At 67.2% G+C, this 18,067-nt stretch carries 9 protein-coding genes and 1 tRNA gene; 4 read left to right on the top strand and 6 right to left on the bottom strand.

From position 1 onward, the window contains the following. Positions 1 to 44: 44 nt before the first annotated feature. Together V3W46_RS18475 and V3W46_RS18470 are read left to right on the top strand one after the other, a co-directional pair. The gene (locus tag V3W46_RS18475; protein ID WP_331784607.1) at positions 45 to 3,746 is read left to right on the top strand and encodes an error-prone DNA polymerase; all 3,702 of its coding nucleotides are present in this window, start codon (positions 45 to 47) and stop codon (positions 3,744 to 3,746) included. Positions 3,747 to 3,926: 180 nt separating this feature from the next. Next, the gene (locus V3W46_RS18470) at positions 3,927 to 4,874 is read left to right on the top strand and encodes a hypothetical protein (RefSeq protein ID WP_331784606.1); all 948 of its coding nucleotides are present in this window, start codon (positions 3,927 to 3,929) and stop codon (positions 4,872 to 4,874) included. Positions 4,875 to 4,917: 43 nt separating this feature from the next. Here V3W46_RS18470 and polA read toward each other — a convergent pair whose 3' ends face one another. Beyond that, positions 4,918 to 7,641 (bottom strand): DNA polymerase I, encoded by a 2,724-nt coding sequence (gene polA, locus V3W46_RS18465; protein ID WP_331784605.1) that lies wholly within the window; start codon positions 7,639 to 7,641, stop codon positions 4,918 to 4,920. A gap of 183 nt (positions 7,642 to 7,824) precedes the next feature. On the opposite strand from polA, the gene V3W46_RS18460 reads away from it, so the two are divergent. After that, on the top strand, positions 7,825 to 8,169 hold the full coding sequence (locus V3W46_RS18460; RefSeq protein ID WP_331784747.1) for a PaaI family thioesterase: 345 nt from the start codon (positions 7,825 to 7,827) through the stop codon (positions 8,167 to 8,169). Positions 8,170 to 8,264: 95 nt separating this feature from the next. On the opposite strand, the gene V3W46_RS18455 is transcribed toward V3W46_RS18460, so the two are convergent. Further along, the gene (locus tag V3W46_RS18455; protein WP_331784604.1) at positions 8,265 to 8,873 is read right to left on the bottom strand and encodes an ANTAR domain-containing response regulator; all 609 of its coding nucleotides are present in this window, start codon (positions 8,871 to 8,873) and stop codon (positions 8,265 to 8,267) included. A gap of 38 nt (positions 8,874 to 8,911) precedes the next feature. Between V3W46_RS18455 and V3W46_RS18450 the strand changes: the two genes are divergently transcribed. Continuing rightward, positions 8,912 to 8,992: transfer RNA gene (locus tag V3W46_RS18450), tRNA-Leu, on the top strand. Positions 8,993 to 9,234: 242 nt separating this feature from the next. Here the strand turns inward: V3W46_RS18450 and pyk are convergent. The 4 genes from pyk to lgt form a co-directional block, all read right to left on the bottom strand. Beyond that, complete coding sequence (gene pyk / locus V3W46_RS18445; protein ID WP_331784603.1) at positions 9,235 to 10,686, bottom strand: pyruvate kinase; 1,452 nt, start codon at positions 10,684 to 10,686, stop codon at positions 9,235 to 9,237. 124 nt (positions 10,687 to 10,810) lie between these two features. Further along, entirely contained in the window at positions 10,811 to 12,268 is a 1,458-nt protein-coding gene (locus V3W46_RS18440; protein ID WP_331784602.1) for a glutamate synthase subunit beta, read from the bottom strand. After that, the gene (gltB, locus tag V3W46_RS18435) at positions 12,261 to 16,856 is read right to left on the bottom strand and encodes a glutamate synthase large subunit (protein ID WP_443070009.1); all 4,596 of its coding nucleotides are present in this window, start codon (positions 16,854 to 16,856) and stop codon (positions 12,261 to 12,263) included. Before gltB ends, V3W46_RS18440 begins: the two co-directional genes overlap by 8 nt. 117 nt (positions 16,857 to 16,973) lie before the next feature. After that, a complete protein-coding gene (gene lgt, locus V3W46_RS18430) occupies positions 16,974 to 18,035 on the bottom strand; it encodes a prolipoprotein diacylglyceryl transferase (RefSeq protein ID WP_443070007.1) in 1,062 nt (353 codons plus the stop codon). Positions 18,036 to 18,067 lie beyond the last annotated feature (32 nt).

Raw genomic sequence — 18,067 nt, 5'->3', positions numbered from 1 at the left:
GGGGTCTCGTCGCGCGGCCGAGACCCCGGGGCGGGTGAGCGCTGATGGGGTTCAACAACCCGCCGATTCCGTGGGGCGAGCTCGAACGACGGCTCTCTGACCGCAGGCCCGGCACCGACCCATCGAAAGACGGCGGCGACGGGCCGGCGTTCTCACGCAAGCGCATGCCCTATCGGCCGCCCGAGCAGCCGCCCGTCGTGCCCGCGACCGACGATGGCTCGGTGGTGCCGTACGCCGAACTGCACGCGCACTCGAACTTCAGCTTTCTCGACGGCGCCTCGTCGCCAGAAGACCTGCTCGAAGAGGCGGCCCGGCTGCGGATGCACGGGCTCGCCCTCACCGACCACGACGGGTTCTACGGGGTGGTGCACCTGGCCGAGGCTGCCGAGTCGTTTTCGCAGGTCAAGACCATCTTCGGCGCCGAGTTGTCGTTCGGTCTGAGCAAGCCGCAGAACGGGTCGGCCGACCCCGAGGGCTCGCACCTGGTGGTGTTGGCGCGCAAACAGGAGGGCTATCACCGGCTGGCCGGGGCGATCACGGCGGCGCAGCTGGCCACCGACGCCGAGAAGGGGCGCCCCATCTTCGACCTCGAACTGCTCGCCGACCAGGCACGCGGCGGCAGCGGAGCCGACGGCAGCGACCCGGGTGCGGGGTGGCTGGGCAGCGGCGGCCTGTTCGGCGCCAGAGCGGGTGTCGGTGCGGGCGGGGGTCTCAGCGGCTCGGGTGGCCGTGGTGCGGGCGCGGGCGGCAGGAGCGGCGGCCCGGGCGGCGGCACGGGCGACGGCACGGGGAGCGTCGCCTGGATGATCCTGACGGGCTGCCGCAAGGGGCCGGTGCGCCAGGCCCTCGCGGCCGAGGGGATGCCCGGCGCAGCCCGCGAGCTCGACCGGCTGGTGGCGCTGTTCGGCCGCGACAATGTGCTCGTGGAGCTGTTCGACCACGGCAATCCGCTCGACAGCGCGGCGAACGACGCCCTCGCCGAGCTGGCCGCGAAGCACAGGGTGAACACCGTCGCAACGGGCAACGTACACTACGCCACCCCGAGACAGTTCGGGCTCGCCCAGGCCCTCTCGGCTGTTCGGGCACGGCGCAGCCTCGACGACCTCGAGGGGTGGTTGCCGGCATCCGCTGGTTCGCACCTGCGGTCGGGCGACGAGATGGCGGCGAGGTTCGCGCGGTATCCGGGGGCTGTCGAACGAACGGTGGAAGTGGCCGACGACCTGTCGTTCCAGTTGCGAACCGCCAAGCCGCGGCTGCCCCGGCAGGAGGTGCCCGAGGGCCACACGCCCATGTCGTTTCTGCGGCAGCTGGTCGAGGATGGCATGGCCAGCCACTACCCGAATGCCAGCGCCGACGATCGGGCGCGCATCGAGAAAGAGCTGGCGGTGATCGAGCAGAAGGACTTTCCCGGCTACTTCCTGATCGTCTGGGACATCGTACGCGAGGCGCGCAGCCGGGGCATCCTCTGCCAGGGGCGCGGTTCGGCCGCCAACTCTGCGGTCTGTTTCATTCTCGACATCACGGCGGTCGACTCGATCTTCTTCCAGCTGCCGTTCGAGCGCTTCTTGTCGAGCATGCGAAACGAAGAACCCGACATCGATGTGGACTTCGACTCCGACCGGCGGGAGGAGGTCATTCAGTACGTCTACACGAAGTACGGCCGCCGCAACGCCGCCCAGGTGGCGAACGTGATCAGCTATCGCCCGAAGTTCGCGGTGCGCGACATGGCGAAGGCGCTCGGGCACAGCCCCGGCCAGCAAGACGCCTGGTCGAAGCAGATCGAACGCTGGGGGCCCGAGATCGCAACCCAAGACCACGACATTCCGCCCGACGTGGTGGCCCTGGCCGAGGAGGTGCTGAAGTTTCCGCGGCACCTGGGCATCCATTCGGGAGGAATGGTGCTCACCGACCGGCCCGTCGGCGAGGTCTGCCCCATTGAGAACGGGCGAATGGACGGCCGCACCGTTCTGCAGTGGGACAAAGACGACTGCGCCTGGATGGGCCTGGTGAAGTTCGACCTGCTCGGCCTCGGCATGCTCTCGGCGCTGCAGCACACCCTCGACCTCGTTCGCGAGCACCTGGGCGAAGACTGGTCGCTGAAGAACATCCCCAAAGAGGAGCAGGGGGTCTACGACATGCTCTGCCGGGCCGACTCGATCGGAGTGTTCCAGGTCGAGAGCCGGGCGCAGATGGGCACGCTGCCGCGACTTCAGCCGCGGCGGTTCTACGACCTCGTGGTCGAGATCGCGCTCATCCGGCCGGGGCCGATTCAGGGTGGGGCCGTGCATCCGTACATCCGGCGCAAGCTGGGGCTCGAACCGGTCACCTACCTGCACCCCTTTCTCGAAGAACCTCTCAAACGAACGCTCGGCGTGCCGCTCTTCCAAGAACAGCTGATGCAGGTCGCCCAGGCCGTGGGCAACTGCAGCGCCGAAGACGCCGACCTGCTGCGACGGGCGATGGGGTCGAAGCGCGGGGTCGAGAAGATCTCGTCGCTGCGCGACAAGCTGTTCGCGGGCATGGCCTCGAACGGCATCGAGCCCGACGTGGCCGAGCAGATCTACCAGAAGATCGAGGCGTTCGCGAACTTCGGGTTCGCCGAGAGCCACTCGAACAGCTTCGCGCTGCTCGTCTACGCGAGCTCGTGGTTCAAGCTGCACTACCCCGCGGCGTTCGTGGCGTCGCTGCTGCGCGCCCAGCCCATGGGGTTCTACTCGCCGCAGACCTTGGTGGCGGATGCCCGGCGGCACGGCGTCGTGGTGAACCGCCCCGACATCCAGCGCTCGGGTGTGCTCGCGGGCTTAGAGCCCGCCTCCCCCGCCCCTGCCTCCCCCGCCACGGCGCACATCGATGCACGGGTTGCGAACAGTGTTGGCGCTGAACACCCACCCGAAACCGTGAATCGTTTGCAGGAGAAGGCCGAGAGCCCGGTGGCGGCGACCGGGATGCCGGGGTGCGTCGAGTTCGAGCAGCCGCCGGTGAGCACGGTGTTCGACCGGGAGGTGCCGCCCGACTTCGCGCAGCACCGGCGCGACGGCAACCTCGTTGTGCGGCTCGGGCTGGCCGAGATCAAGTCGATCGGCAAGAAGGTGGCCGAGCGCATCGTGGCCGAGCGTGATCGCGGCGGCGAGTACCTCAGCATGGCCGACGTCGCCCGGCGCAACGACCTCAACACGGTGCAGATGGAGGCGCTGGCCTCGTCGGGGGCGTTCACCAGCCTCAAGCTCACCCGCCGCGAGGCCCTGTGGGAGGCCGGCAACGCCGCACAAGACAAGTCGGAATACCTGCCGGGCACGTTCGTGAGCGTTCAGCCGCCCCTGCTGCCGATGCTCAGCCCCACCGAGCAGGTGATCTACGACCTCTGGAGCACGGGCATCTCACCCGACGATCATCCGGTCGCCCACTCGAGGGGGCTGCTGGATGCCCGGGGTGCCCTCTCGATCGCCGAGTGCTCGACCACCGAGAACGGGCGCCGCATCGAGGTCGGCGGTGTCGTGACGCACCGGCAGCGCCCGGCGACCGCCAGCGGAATGACGTTCGTCAACCTCGAAGACGAGACCGGCATTCTCAACGTGATCTGCAGCGTGGGTGTGTGGGGCCGCTACCGCCGTGTGGCCCGCGAGGCACCCGCGATGATCGTGCGCGGCATCATCGAGCGTTCTCCCGAGGGCATTCTCAACCTGATCGCTGACCGCTTCGAGCTGCTGCCGCTCGGCGCTCCCACCCGCTCGCGCGACTTCCGCTGACACTGCGCGTAAAAAGTCCCGCCCACCCACTCGTGTAACTTCCGCTGGCCCGCTCGCGGCATCCGATAAACATTTCACCGTACTTCTCGTAAGCAAATGAGAATTTTGGACTCTCTCTTTATGGCGCTTTAGCACCGAGGCCCAATGAACAGAGGCCTCCGAACAAGGAGACACCATCTCATGACCAGGAACCATTTCAAGGCAACCGCGACGTTCATTACAGGCTTCGCACTCGTCGCTGCTCTGACGTCGCCTCTCACGCTTGCGACGGATTCGGCATCGGCCGCTCAATGCACCTTGACTACTGATTCGCAGTCGGGCATCGCATGCGGTGACCCCAGCGGAGCAGGAAGCATCGGAACGCCGGGTAACGGCACTCCCACCGCATCTATACCTGGCGGCTGCTCCTACAGCGCCGACCCGGGTGACCTTCCCGACAGCTTTTGGAGCTTCACTGGCGATCAATACACCGACTGGACATTCGAACGACCGCACGGCCGTTCCGTCACACGCGTCTACACCGACCCCGCAGGTGAACGTACAGGGCTCGTGAACATCGACGAGGACTACGCCAGCCGCACGTACACCATGTGGGCGTGGAACACCTCGATACCAGGTGTCAGGCAAGTTGCCGGCATGGACTGTATGAAGTCGGCAAACGGTTGGAGTTGGGCGGTGACAAACGACTCGCACGAAGATGTGACACTTCCGAAAGCCCCACGTGTCACAGAGAAGGCCCTCATCAATGCGTCAATCGTCATAGCGCCCCTACCCGGGAAAACGAACGAGTACCTGCTGAGAATCGATGTCACGAACAGCAGTGCCGCCGCCGCCGATGCGATCGTAGTTTTCAGTAACCGGAACTGGAGCAGCGTTAGGCAGTTATCCGATCCGTCCGACATGCTCTGCGGAGTGCAGAACGGCGTTGAGCAGTGCCACCTGCAAAGCATCGACCCCGGCACCGCCGACATCCTCGTGTTCGACGTTTCGATGTCAGATGTATCTGCGGCCAGCGAACCCATTGATGTGATCGGCACCGGTTACACGCAATGGAAATGGTCGACGGCCCGGCCGAGCGGTTGGACGCCCGCACCGGCACTCACAGACATACTCGTCGAGCGACCATGACCAGCGATAAACGTGGGCACTATGCTCGCACGCGATGGCGGTGCTAGTGCGCGGCCTCGTTCCAGTTCTGGCCCCGGCCGAGCTGCACGTCGAGCGGCACCTTCAACGAAGCCGCGGTCGACATGCGGCCCTCGACGATGGCGGCGAGCGAATCCCACTCGCCGGGGTAGACGTCGAAGACGAGCTCGTCGTGCACCTGCAGCAGCATCTTCGACTGCAGACCGTGCGACGCCAGGTCGGCCGAGATGTTGACCATGGCGATCTTGAGGATGTCGGCCGCCGTGCCCTGGATGGGCGCGTTCAGGGCCTGGCGCTCGGCATTGTCGCGCAGCACGCGGTTGGGGCTCGAGAGGTCGGGGAAGAGCCGACGGCGGCCGAAGATGGTCTCGGTGTAGCCGTCTTCGCGCGCCTGCACGACCACGTTGCGCAGGTAGTCGCGCACCGCGCCGAACCGCTCGAAGTAGTCGCTCATCAGCTGTTTGGCCTCGGCGGTGGGAATGCGCAGCTGTTTCGACAGGCCGAACGCCGACAGGCCGTAGGCGAGTCCGTACGACATGGCTTTCACCTTCGATCGCATGGCCGGGGTCACGTCGGCCGGCTCGACGCCGAAGATGCGCGCACCGACGAAGCGGTGCAGGTCTTCGCCCGACTGGAACGCGGCGATCAGCCCCTCGTCTTCTGAGAGGTGCGCCATGATGCGCATCTCGATCTGCGAGTAGTCGGTGGTGAGCAGCGTCTCGTACGACTCCCCCACCATGAACGCCTTACGGATGCGCCGGCCCTCTTCGGTGCGCACCGGGATGTTCTGCAGGTTCGGGTCGGTCGACGAGATGCGGCCGGTCGACGAGCCGGTCTGCACGTAGGTGGTGTGGATGCGGCGGTCGGGCCCGATCGACTTGTCGAGCGTCTCGACGATCTGGTTGAGCTTGGTGGCATCGCGGTGCAGCAGCAGAAGGTCGAGAAACGGATGCGGCGAGCTCGCCTGCAGGTCGGCCAGCGAGACCGCGTCGGTGGAGTAGCCGGTCTTCGTGGCACGGGTCTTCGGCATGCCCAGCTGGTCGAACAGCACCTCCTGGATCTGCTTCGGCGACCCGAGGTTGATCTCGCGCTCGATGATCGCGAACGCGTCGGAGGCGATCTGCGCCGACCGTGCGGTCAGTTCGGCCGACAGTTCAGAGAGCTGGGGGTGGCTCACCGCGACCCCGTCGAGCTCCATCTGCGCCAGCACGGCGAGCACCGGCATCTCGATGTCTACGAGCACCGAGCGCGACCCCTCGTCGAGCTTCTCGTTGAGGGCACGGGCGACCCGGCCTACGTACCAGGCCTGGCCGGCCGGCCCGACGACCGAGTCGTCGTCGGGTACGAGCTGGTTGGGGTCTGGGGTCGGCAGCGTCTCGTTGAGAAACTTGTCGACGAGGTCGGAGAGCGTGGGCGGGGTGCCATCTGACTTCAGCAGCCAGGCGGCGACCGCCGTGTCGAAGGTGATGCCCGACACCGTGAGGCCGGCCGTGGTCATGGCCTTGAGCTGGTGTTTCGCCCCGTGCAGCAGCTTGGGCGCCGGGCTCGCCAGCCAGTTCTCGAACGGCAGGTAGTCGGGGCTGCCGGCAGCCCACGGCAGGAACACGGTGGAGTCGGCTGAGGCCAGCCCGAACCCGATGGGCTTGCCGTCGAGCAGTTCGACCTCGAGCGCCAGCCCGAACGGTTCGGCCGCGATCGAGCGGGTGAGCCAGTGCTGCAGCTCCTCGTCGAGCAGGGTGACCGGGGCCGGGGCGACGGCGGCCTTCTCGTCGACGAGACGCGTACCGGATGCCGCACCGCCGCTGCCCGCAGCCCCGCCGCCCGAGGCGAGCGCCCCGGTGCCGCCGGCATCCGGAGCCAGCCCGTCGAGCTTGAACACCCGCTCGAGCAGGGTGCGGAACTCGAGCCGCGCGAACAGGTCGCGCACGGCGTCTTCGTCGATGGAGCGCCGGGTGAAGTTACCGGGACCCATAGGCAGCTCGACGTCGGTGAGCAACCGGTTGAGCTTGCGGTTGCGCACCGCGTTCTCTTGGAACTCGCGCAGGCTCTCGCCGACCTTGCCGCCGATCTCGTCGGAGCGCTTCAGGATCTCGTCGAGGCTGCCGAACTGGTTCAGCCACTTCACCGCGGTCTTCTCGCCGACCTTCGGGATGCCCGGCAGGTTGTCGCTCGTCTCGCCGACGAGCGCGGCGACCTCGGGGTACTGGTGCGGCTCGATGCCATAGCGCTCGAACACCTTGTCTCGGTCGTAACGGGTGAGGTCGGTCACGCCCTGGCGCGACGGGTAGAGCAGCGTGACGCTGTCGTTGACGAGCTGGATGGTGTCTCGGTCGCCCGAGACGACCAGCACACGAAACCCCTGCTCGGTGCCCTGCCGGGCGAGCGTGGCGAGGATGTCGTCGGCCTCGAAGTCTTCTTTCTCGACCGTCTCGATGTTCATCGCCTTGAGCGCGTCTTTCAGCAGCGGAACCTGACCCGAGAACTCGGGCGGGGTCTCATTGCGGGTGCCCTTGTACTCGGGGTACTCGCGCGTGCGGAAGGAGTGCCGTGACATGTCGAAGGCCACGGCGATGTGCGACGGCTTCTCGTTCTTCAGCAGCAGGAGCAGCATCGACAGAAAGCCGTGGATCGCGTTGGTGTGCTGCCCGTCGCGGGTCTGAAAACTGTCGACCGGCAGAGCATAGAACGCCCGGAAAGCGAGCGAATGCCCGTCGATTATGAGAAGGGTAGGCTGTTCGATGTCGGACACAGGGCAAGCCTACACAGGGCTTCCGACAGCCGAACCGACGGTGCGGATGCCCGCCGCACAGTAAAGGCGACGACGATGACCACGGCCCTCTCCCCCTCCGCTTCGGGCGCGGAACAGCCCGACGAGACCGCCGTTCGCCAGGCCCTCGAGGCCAACCGCGCCTCAGGCGACCTCGCCGCCACCATGGGAATCGAGTTTCTCGAACTCACCCCCGAACGCTCCGTCGCGACCATGCCCGTCACGGGCAATACGCAGCCGTTCGGCGTGGTGCACGGCGGCGCCTATGTGGTGCTGGCCGAGAGCTTGGGGTCTTTCGCGGCCAACCTCTTCGCGGGCCCCGGCCGCATCGCGATGGGCATCGAGGTGAACGCAAGCCACACCGGTTCGGCCAGCAGCGGCATCGTGACGGGCGTCTGCACGGCCATCAAGCTGGGGCGCACGCTGACGGTGCACGAGATCGCCATCTCTGACGAGAAGGGCCGGCGGCTGTCGACGGTGCGCATCACGAACTTCATTCGCGAAGCGTGACCGCGGGCATCCGGATGCTCGCATCGAGACGTTTCGGTTTCGATACGCCGCCTGCGGCTGCTACTCAACCGGCGGCTGGGGAAAAGTAGGGGCGACTAGTTCTTCTTGACGCTCAGCTGCTCGATGATGGCCTGGGCCACGTCGTGCATGGTGAGGCGGCGATCCATCGACGCCTTCTGAATCCAGCGGAAGGCCTCGGGCTCGGTCAGCCCCATCTTCTCGTTCAACAGGCCCTTGGCCCGGTCGACGAGCTTGCGGGTCTCGAAGCGCTCGACCAGGTCGGCGACCTCGGCCTCGAGGGTGATGATCTGGGCGTAGCGCGAGAGGGCGATCTCGATGGCGGGCAGCAGGTCGTTGGGCGTGAACGGCTTCACGACGTAGGCGAGGGCACCGGCTTCGGTGGCGCGCTCGACGAGCTCTTTCTGGCTGAACGCGGTGAGCAGAACGACGGGAGCGATGTGGCCCTTGCTGAGGCGCTCGGCGGCCGAGATGCCGTCGAGGAGGGGCATCTTGACATCCATGATGACCAGATCGGGGCGCAGTTCGGTCGCGAGAGCGACCGCGGTCTCGCCGTCGCCGGCCTCACCGACCACTTCGAACCCCGCGTCGCGCAGGATCTCGACGATGTCGAGGCGGATGAGGGATTCGTCTTCTGCGACCACAACACGGCGAGGTGCTGTGGTGGGGGTATCTTGGTCAGTCACATGTCAACCCTACGGTATTCTGAATCGTATTGATGCGAGCCGGTGTGGCGGAATGGTAGACGCGGCGCACTCAAAATGCGTTGTCGCAAGACGTGCGGGTTCGAGTCCCGCCACCGGTACGAATATGTGTGCAGGCTGATGCAGCGCACGAAGAAAGGCCCGACAGAATGATGTCGGGCCTTTGTTCGTGTGGGGTCTCGATACGCGCCGCAGGCGGCGCTACTCGACCAGCGGGTGCGGGCGCCGCACGCGGCACTACTCGACCAGCGGGTGCGGGCGCCGCACGCGGCGCTACTCGACCAGCGGGTGCGGGCGCCGCAGGCGACGCTACTCGACCAGCGGGTGCGGGCGCCGACGAACTCTAGTGGTCGAGTTCATCCGGCGCGGGCTTCTGCGGGTTGTGGCCCTCACCGACGATGTGCACGCGCATGTCGTTGGTGGTTCCGGCCTTTCCGGGAGGGGAGCCCGAGATCACCACGACCTTGTCGCCGATCTGCGCCTTTCCCTCGCCCAGCAGCACGTCGTCGGCCTGCACCATCAGTTGGTCGGTGTGCTTCACCCGCTCGACGAGGTAGGGCTCGACGCCCCACGACAGCGCCATGCGGCGACGGATGCCCGGCTCGGGCGTGAGCCCGATGATCGGTATCGACGACCGCAGCCGCGTCATGCGCCGCACGGAGTCGCCCGACTCGGTGAACACGACCAGGTACTTCGCCTCGACGAAGTCGGCGACCTCGGCCGCGGCCAGGGTGACAGCACCGGCCTGGGTGCGCGGCTTGGTGCCGAGCGCGGGGATGCGTTCGAGGCCGTGCACCTCGGTCGACTCGACGATGCGGGCCATGGTCTGCACGGTGATGACGGGGTACTCCCCCACGCTGGTCTCGCCCGAGAGCATGACCGCGTCGGCGCCGTCGAGAACCGCGTTGGCGACGTCGGAGGTCTCGGCCCGGGTCGGAATCGGCGAGGAGATCATCGATTCGAGCATCTGCGTTGCGACGATGACCGGCTTGGCCATGCGGCGGGAGAGCTCGATGGCGCGCTTCTGCACGATCGGTACGGCCTCGAGCGGCAGCTCGACGCCGAGGTCGCCGCGCGCGACCATGATGCTGTCGAACGCGTCGATGATCTCTTCGAGGTTGTCGACGGCCTGCGGCTTCTCGATCTTGGCGCAGACGGGAATCTTGCGACCCTCTTCGGCCATGATCTCGTGCACGCGCTCGATGTCTTTCGCGTCGCGTACAAAGGAGAGGGCGATCAGGTCGGCACCGAGGCGCAGGCCCCAGCGCAGGTCGGCCTCGTCTTTGTCTGACAGCGCGGGAACGTTGACGGCGACGCCGGGCAGGTTGATGCCCTTGTTGTTCGACACATTGCCCGCCACGACGACCTCGGTGGTGACGACGGTGCCGTCGGTCTCGAGAACCTTGACCTTGACCTTGCCGTCGTCGATGAGCAGGAAGTCGCCGGGCGCGACGTCTTGCGGCAGGCCCTTGAACGTGGTGCCCGAGATCTCGCGGTTGCCGATGATGTCTTCGATGGTGATCTTGAAGATGTCACCCTGTTCGAGGTAGTAGGGGCCGGCCTCGAACTTGCCCAGCCTGATCTTGGGGCCCTGCAGGTCGACGAGCACCGCGACCGCGCGGCCGGAGTCTTCTGCCGCCTTGCGCACGGTCGAGTAGATGCCTTCGTGAACGTCGTAGGTGCCGTGGCTGAGGTTCATGCGGCAGACGTCGACCCCCGCGTCGATGATGGCCCGGATGCTCTCGTATGACGAGGTTGCCGGCCCCAGGGTTGCGACGATTTTTGCGCGTCTCATTCTGACGGTTTCTCCATGCTTCTGCGCGTGTGCGCATTGGTGACATTGTCCACTGCATTCACAGGCCCATTATGGCCTTCGAAGGTGACGTGGTGGGTGAATAGGGTTTGAACGTGGCCGCCGGTCAGATCGCAATGGCGCGGTCGTTCGGGGCCACCGGGAAGGGCAGTTCGGTGTCGCCCTCGAGGTAGCGGTCGACCGAGGCTGCTGCGGCGCGGCCCTCGGCGATCGCCCACACGATGAGCGACTGGCCGCGACCGGCGTCGCCGGCGACGAAGACGCCCGGGATGCTCGTCTCGTAGTCGGCGTTGCGCTCGACGTTTCCGCGCCCGTCGAACTGCGCCCCGACCTGGTGGGTGAGCTCGGCCGACTCGGCACCCGTGAAGCCCAGCGCCAGCAGAACGAGATCGGCGGGGATCTCGCGCTCGGTGCCCGCCTTGGGCACCCGGCGGCCATCCAGGTATTCGGTCTCGGCGACACGGATGGCGCGCACCTCGCCCGCCTCGTTCGCCAGGAACTCGACGGTGGAGGCGAGGTACATGCGTTCGCCGCCCTCTTCGTGTGCACTCGAGACCTCGAAGAGGTTCGGCACCATCGGCCACGGCTGGTTCTCGGGTCGCTCGGTGGGCGGTTGCGTGCCGATGGCGAGGTTGGTCACCGACACGGCCTGCTGGCGGTGCGCGGTGCCGATGCAGTCGGCCCCCGTGTCGCCGCCGCCGAGAACGACGACGTGCTTGCCCTCGGCCGTGATCTGGTCGACGACGGTGTCGCCGGCGCCGACCTTGTTGCCCTGCACGAGGTAGTCCATGGCGAAGTGCACGCCGTCGAGGTCGCGGCCCGGAATGGGCAGGTCGCGCGGAACGGTCGCACCTGTGCAGACGATCACGGCGTCATAGCGTGACCGCAGGTCTGCCCAGGTGATGTCGACGCCGATGTTGATGCCGGCGCGGAAGCGGGTGCCCTCGGCCATCATCTGGTTCAGACGCGACTCGAGGTGCTTCTTCTCCATCTTGAAATCGGGGATGCCGTACCGCAGCAGCCCGCCGATGCGGTCGTCGCGCTCGTACACGGCGACCGTGTGGCCCGCGCGGGTGAGCTGCTGTGCGGCGGCGAGACCCGCGGGGCCGGAGCCGACGACCGCGACCGTCTTGCCCGTGAGGCGCTCGGGCGGATGCGGCTGCACCCAGCCGTTCGCGAAGGCCTGGTCGATGATCGACACCTCGACCTGCTTGATGGTCACGGCGGGCTGGTTGATGCCGAGCACGCACGAGCTCTCACAGGGTGCCGGGCAGAGCCGCCCGGTGAACTCGGGGAAGTTGTTCGTGGCGTGCAGCCGTTCGATGGCCTGCCGGCCCTCGCCGCGCCAGGTGAGATCGTTCCACTCGGGAATCAGGTTGCCGAGCGGGCAGCCCTGGTGGCAGAACGGAATGCCGCAGTCCATGCAGCGGCCGGCCTGGCGCCTGGTTTCGCTCGGGTTGGCGGGCTCGTAGACCTCTTTCCAGTCCATGAGCCTGATCGGCACCGGGCGTCGCTTGGGCAGCTCACGCTCGGTGACCTTCAGGAATCCCTTGGGATCAGCCACCGGTAACCTCCAGAATTCTTTCCCAGACCACGTCGCCGTCGGGGTCGAGCCCCTCGTCGACCGCCGTCTGGCGAGTTGCGAGCACCGCTGCGTAGTCGCGCGGCAGCACCTTCACGAAGTCGGCCGCGACGGTGTCGAAGTCGGCGAGCATGCTCGCCGCGAGTGTCGACCCGGTCTCGGCCTCGTGCTCGACGAGCAGCGACCGCACCAGCTCGGTGTCGTTGGCGTCGAGCGCAGACAGCTGCAGCTCGCCCGAGGCCAGCGAGTCGGCGTTGACCAGGTCGGAGCTCAGTTTGTAGACGTACGCGGTGCCGCCCGACATGCCGGCGCCGAGGTTACGGCCCGTGCTGCCCAGGATGAGCGCGATGCCGCCGGTCATGTACTCGAGCGCGTGGTCGCCTACGCCCTCGGTGACCGCGGTCGCGCCCGAGTTGCGCACCAGGAACCGCTCGCCCACGATGCCGCGGATGAACATGCTGCCCCGCGTGGCACCGTAGCCGATGACGTTGCCGGCGATCACGTTCTGCGACGCGTCGAAGGTCGCCGTACGGCTCGGCCGCACCACGATGCGGCCGCCCGAGAGCCCCTTGCCGACGTAGTCGTTCGAGTCGCCCTCGAGCCGCAGAGTGATACCCGCGGGCATGAAGGCGCCGAGCGACTGCCCGGCCGAGCCCTGCAGGGTGATCTGGATCGTGTCGTCGGGCAGCCCGTTCTCGCCGTGCCGAACGGTCACCTCGTGGCCGAGCATCGTGCCGACGGCACGCTCGGTGTTGCGGATCGGCAGCGAGATCACGACCGGCTCGCCGAATTCGAGGGCTTCGGATGCATCGCGGATGAGTCGCTTGTCGAAGTGCTTCTCGAGCTCATGATGCTGCGGCCGACGGTTCACCCGGGGCTCGTCGTCGGCGAACTCGGGGCCGACCAGGATGGGCGACAGGTCGAGCCCGTCGGCCTTCCAGTGCTCGAGGGCGTGGTCGACGTTCAGCAGCTCGTGATGGCCGATGGCCTCCTCGAGAGTGCGGAAGCCGAGCTCGGCGAGGTACTCGCGCACCTCCTGAGCCAGGAATTCGAAGAAGTTCACGACGAACTCGGGCTTGCCGGTGAACCGGGCGCGCAGCTCGGGGTTCTGCGTCGCGACGCCGACCGGGCAGGTGTCGAGGTGGCAGACGCGCATCATGACGCACCCCGAGACGACGAGCGGCGCCGTGGCGAAACCGAACTCCTCGGCGCCCAGCAGGGCGCCGACGATCACGTCGCGCCCGGTCTTCATCTGGCCGTCGACCTGCACCACGACGCGGTCGCGCATGCCGTTCAGCATGAGCGTCTGCTGGGTCTCGGCCAGGCCGAGCTCCCACGGGGTGCCGGCGTGCTTGAGCGAGTTGAGCGGGCTGGCGCCCGTTCCGCCGTCGTGGCCGGAGACGAGCACCACGTCGGCCAGGGCCTTGGTGACACCCGCCGCGACCGCGCCGATGCCGTTCTGGCTCACCAGTTTGACGTGCACGCGTGCTTCGGGGTTCGACCGCTTGAGGTCGAAGATCAGCTGCTTCAGGTCTTCGATCGAATAGATGTCGTGGTGCGGCGGCGGCGAGATGAGGCCGACGCCCGCGGTGGCGTGCCGCGTACGGGCGACCCACGGGTAGACCTTCGTCGGGGGCAGCTGGCCGCCCTCACCGGGCTTCGCGCCCTGCGCCATCTTGATCTGGATGTCGGTGGCGTGGGTGAGGTACATGCTCGTGACACCGAAGCGGCCCGAGGCGACCTGCTTGATCGCGCTGCGGCGCTCGGGGTCGAGCAGACGCGCGGTGTCTTCGCCGCCCTCACCGGTGTTCGACTTGGCTCCGAGCCTGTTCATTGCGATGGCGAGGGTGGTGTGCGCCTCTTCGGAGATCGATCCGTAGCTCATGGCGCCGGTCGAGAACCGCTTGACGATGGATTCGATCGACTCCACTTCATCGAGCGGAACGGGCTTGCGGGCATCCGTTCGCAGCTTGAACAGCCCGCGAACCGTCATCAGCGACTCGGACTGGTCGTCGACGAGCTTCGTGTACTCACGGAAGATGTCGTACCGCCGGGCGCGGGTCGAATGCTGCAGCTTGAACACCGTCTCGGGGTTGAACAGATGCGGCGGGCCCTCGCGGCGCCACTGGTACTCGCCGCCCGTGGCGAGCGGTTCGTGCACGGTGACGCTGCCGTCTTCGGGGAAGGCGGCGGCGTGCCGGTTCGCGCTCTCGGCCGCGATGACGTCGATTCCGACGCCGCCGAGCTTCGACGACGTGCCGGTGAAGTACTGGGCGACGAACTGCTTGTCGAGCCCGACCGCCTCGAACGCCTGGGCGCCCGCGTACGACGACACCGTGGAGATGCCCATCTTCGACATGATCTTCAGCACGCCCTTGCCGAGCGCCTTGATGACGTTCTTCACGGCCTTCTCGGGGCTGACGCCGGTGATCATGCCGGAGCGCACGAGGTTCTCGCAGGTCTCCATGGCCAGGTACGGGTTGATGGCGGATGCCCCGTAGCCGATCAGCAGCGCCACGTGATGCACCTCGCGCACATCGCCGGCCTCGACGATCATGCCGACCTTCATGCGGTTCTCGGTGCGGATCAGGTGGTGGTGCACGCCCGAGAGCATGAGCAGCGACGGAACCGGCGCGTACTCCTTGTTCGAGTCGCGGTCGCTGAGCACGATGAACTTCGCGCCGTTGGCGATGGCCTCGTCGGCCTCGGCGCACATCTCGGCGATGCGCTCCTGCATGGCCGACGGCCCGTTCTCGACCCGGTACAGGCCCTTGATGGTGGTCGTGGTGGAGCTGCCCGGGCTCGGGTCGATGTGCTGGATCTTCGCGAGCTCGTCGTTGTCGATCACCGGGAAGTCGAGCACGACCTGGCCGGTGTGGCCGGGTGTGGCGTCGAGCAGGTTGCGCTCGGGCCCGAGGCCGAGGCGCAGCGAGGTGACGACCTCTTCGCGAATCGAGTCGAGCGGCGGGTTGGTGACCTGCGCGAACTGCTGCGTGAAGTAGTCGAAGAGCAGCCGGGGTCGGTTCGACAGCACCGCGATGGGCGTGTCGGAGCCCATGGCGCCGAGCGGCTCTGCGCCGTTCTTCGCCATCGGCGTCAGCAGGATGCGAATCTCTTCTTCGGTGTAGCCGAACGTGCGCTGCCGGCGGGTGACCGAGGCCGGCGTGTGCACGATGTGCTCGCGCTCGGGCAGGTCGCGCAGGTTGATGCGCCCCTGGTCGAGCCACTCGGCCCAGGGTTCGCTCTCGGCGAGCTCGGCCTTGATCTCGTCGTCTTCGACGATGCGGCCGGCCTCGGTGTCGACGAGGAACATCTTGCCGGGGCGCAGACGCCCCTTGCGCACGACCTTCGCCGGGTCGACGTCGAGCACGCCGATCTCGCTCGCCAGAACGACGAGGCCGTCGTCGGTGACGAGGTAGCGGCCGGGGCGCAGCCCGTTGCGGTCGAGGGTGGCGCCGACGAGCGTGCCGTCGGTGAAGACCAGCGCGGCCGGGCCGTCCCACGGCTCCATCAGCGTGGCGTGGAACTCGTAGAACGAGCGGCGCTTCTCGTCGAAGGCGGCGTTGTTCTCCCACGCCTCGGGCACCATCATCATGATGGCGTGCGGCAGCGGCCGGCCGGCCAGGGTGAGCAGCTCGACGACCTCGTCGAACGAGGCGGAGTCGCTGGCACCGGGCGTGACGATCGGCAGCAGCGGGGCCATCTCGCCCAGCACGGCGCTCTTCAGCTGCGACTGCCGGGCGCGCATCCAGTTTCGGTTGCCCTGCACGGTGTTGATCTCGCCGTTGTGCGCCATCATGCGCAGCGGCTGCGCGAGCGGCCACGACGGGAAGGTGTTGGTCGAGTAGCGCGAGTGCACCAGAGCGAGCTTCGAGGCGAACCGCTCGTCGCTCAGGTCGGGGTAGAACGGCTCGAGCTGCAGCGTCGTGACCATGCCCTTGTAGGTGAGCGTACGGGCCGAGAGCGACATGAAGTAGACCTCATGCTCGTGCTCGATGCGCTTGCGCAGGCGGTAGGTCAGACGGTCGAGGTGGATGCCCGTGGCCTTCTCGCCCGTGACGTCGTGGTGCTTGGCCTCGACGTACAGCTGGCGGATGGCGGGCATCGCCTCACGGGCCAGCCGCCCCAGCTCGTCGGGGCGCACCGGAACCTCGCGCCAGCCGAGCACGCGCAGCCCCTCTTCGTCGGCCACCTCGGCGATGCGGGCGACGACCTTCTCGCGCTCGTCGTGTTCGAGCGGCAGAAAGGCGTTGCCGACGGCGTAGTGGCCGACCTCGGGCAGGTCGAAGCCCGCGACGGCGCGCAGGAACTCGTCGGGAATCTGGGTCAGGATGCCCGCGCCGTCGCCGGTGCCGGCATCGGAGCCGACGGCTCCACGGTGCTCGAGGTTGCGCAGGGCTTCGAGCGCGGTGTCGATGATGTCGTGGCCGGCGGTGCCGCGCAGGGTGGCGACCATGGCCAGGCCGCAGGCATCTTTCTCGGCGGCGGGGTCGTACATGCCTTGCGCAGCGGGCGATGTGGAGAATGCACTGCTCCCCTGCGCCAGTGGCGACGCCGAGAACGCACTCATGTTCTCAACCATAAGAATCCATCCCCCCGGCCCACGTGCGACCGGGTTGTTCTGATTGGGACGCCGGTGGCCCGAATGTGGTGGAAGGTGTGATGTCTGCCGTCTGGTGGGTGGAACCTAGGGCTTCGCGCCGGCTGTGCTTGTGGCGCTCGGCTCGAGATCTGTGGGTTCAGACTCGTCAGCCGGGGCAGCGTCGCCACGGAGTTCTTCGTCTGTGTACCGTTCATTCGAGTCTACCTCAGCCGTTGCAGGTGACCACGCAACGCCTGAGACGTAGGCCGTGCGCTCGAGGCCGGGGTGGCGCTTCGACTGCACGACGATGATCACGATGCCGATGAGAATGGCGAGCCAGGCCGCCCAGACGTTGGTGCGCACGCCGAAGAAGATCTCGCTCGGGTCGATGCGGATGCTCTCCCACACCGTGCGGCCCGCGCCGTACCAGATAAGGTAGACGCCGAACAGCTTGCCCCACTGCAGGTTCAGGCGCCTGCCGATCCAGAGCAGGAAGAGCACGCCGATGCCGTTCCAGATGACCTCGTAGGCGAAGGTCGGCTGGAAGAGCGTGCCCGGCAGCAGGCCGACCGGGATGGCGCTGTTGGGCGAGGCGATCTCGAGCCCCCACCAGCCGTCGGTCGGCGTGCCGAAGAGCTCCTGGTTGAAGTAGTTGCCGAACCGGCCGCAGGCCTGGGCGAGCAGCAGCCCGGGGGCGAGAGCGTCGGCGAAGGTCCAGTACCGGATGCCCGTCAGCCGGCAGCCGATCCAGGCGCCGATGGCGCCGCCGATCAGGCCGCCGAAGATCGCGATGCCGCCGTCCCACACGGCGAAGATCTCCCAGAAGTTCGCGCCGGCGTAGAAGTAGTCACCCGGGTGCGTGAAGACGTGGAACAGACGTGCACCCACGATGCCCAGCGGAACGGCCCACAGGATGATGTCGAGAACGATGCCCGGTTCGGCCCCGCGCTTGGTCAGCCGGCGCGAGGTCATGATGGTGGCGACGACGATGCCGAACAGGATGCACAGCGCGTAGATACGGATGTTGATCTCGAAGGGCAGGTTGATGCCCAGGGTCTGGAGCCAGCCGGTGATGTCGAGCGAGTTGATCGACGGGCTGGGAATGCTTTGCGGCAGAAACACCTGGTAGTAGACCTTCCATACGTAGGTTTTGCCGTCTGCGGGCACACGGCAAGGGTAATTCTATGCGGCAGCGGATG

The sequence above is a fragment of the Subtercola sp. YIM 133946 genome (assembly GCF_036553535.1).
In the GTDB taxonomy this organism is placed as follows: Bacteria; Actinomycetota; Actinomycetes; order Actinomycetales; family Microbacteriaceae; genus Subtercola.
This window is presented reverse-complemented; position numbering and strand designations above follow the sequence as displayed.

Excerpts from the sequence above, each read along its gene's own strand:
- V3W46_RS18470 (WP_331784606.1), top strand. The coding sequence starts at position 3,927 with ATGACCAGGAACCATTTCAAGGCAACCGCGACGTTCATTACAGGCTTC.
- pyk (WP_331784603.1), bottom strand. The coding sequence starts at position 10,686 with ATGAGACGCGCAAAAATCGTCGCAACCCTGGGGCCGGCAACCTCGTCA.
- gltB (WP_443070009.1), bottom strand. The coding sequence starts at position 16,856 with ATGAGTGCGTTCTCGGCGTCGCCACTGGCGCAGGGGAGCAGTGCATTC.
- V3W46_RS18475 (WP_331784607.1), top strand. The coding sequence starts at position 45 with ATGGGGTTCAACAACCCGCCGATTCCGTGGGGCGAGCTCGAACGACGG.
- V3W46_RS18460 (WP_331784747.1), top strand. The coding sequence starts at position 7,825 with ATGGGAATCGAGTTTCTCGAACTCACCCCCGAACGCTCCGTCGCGACC.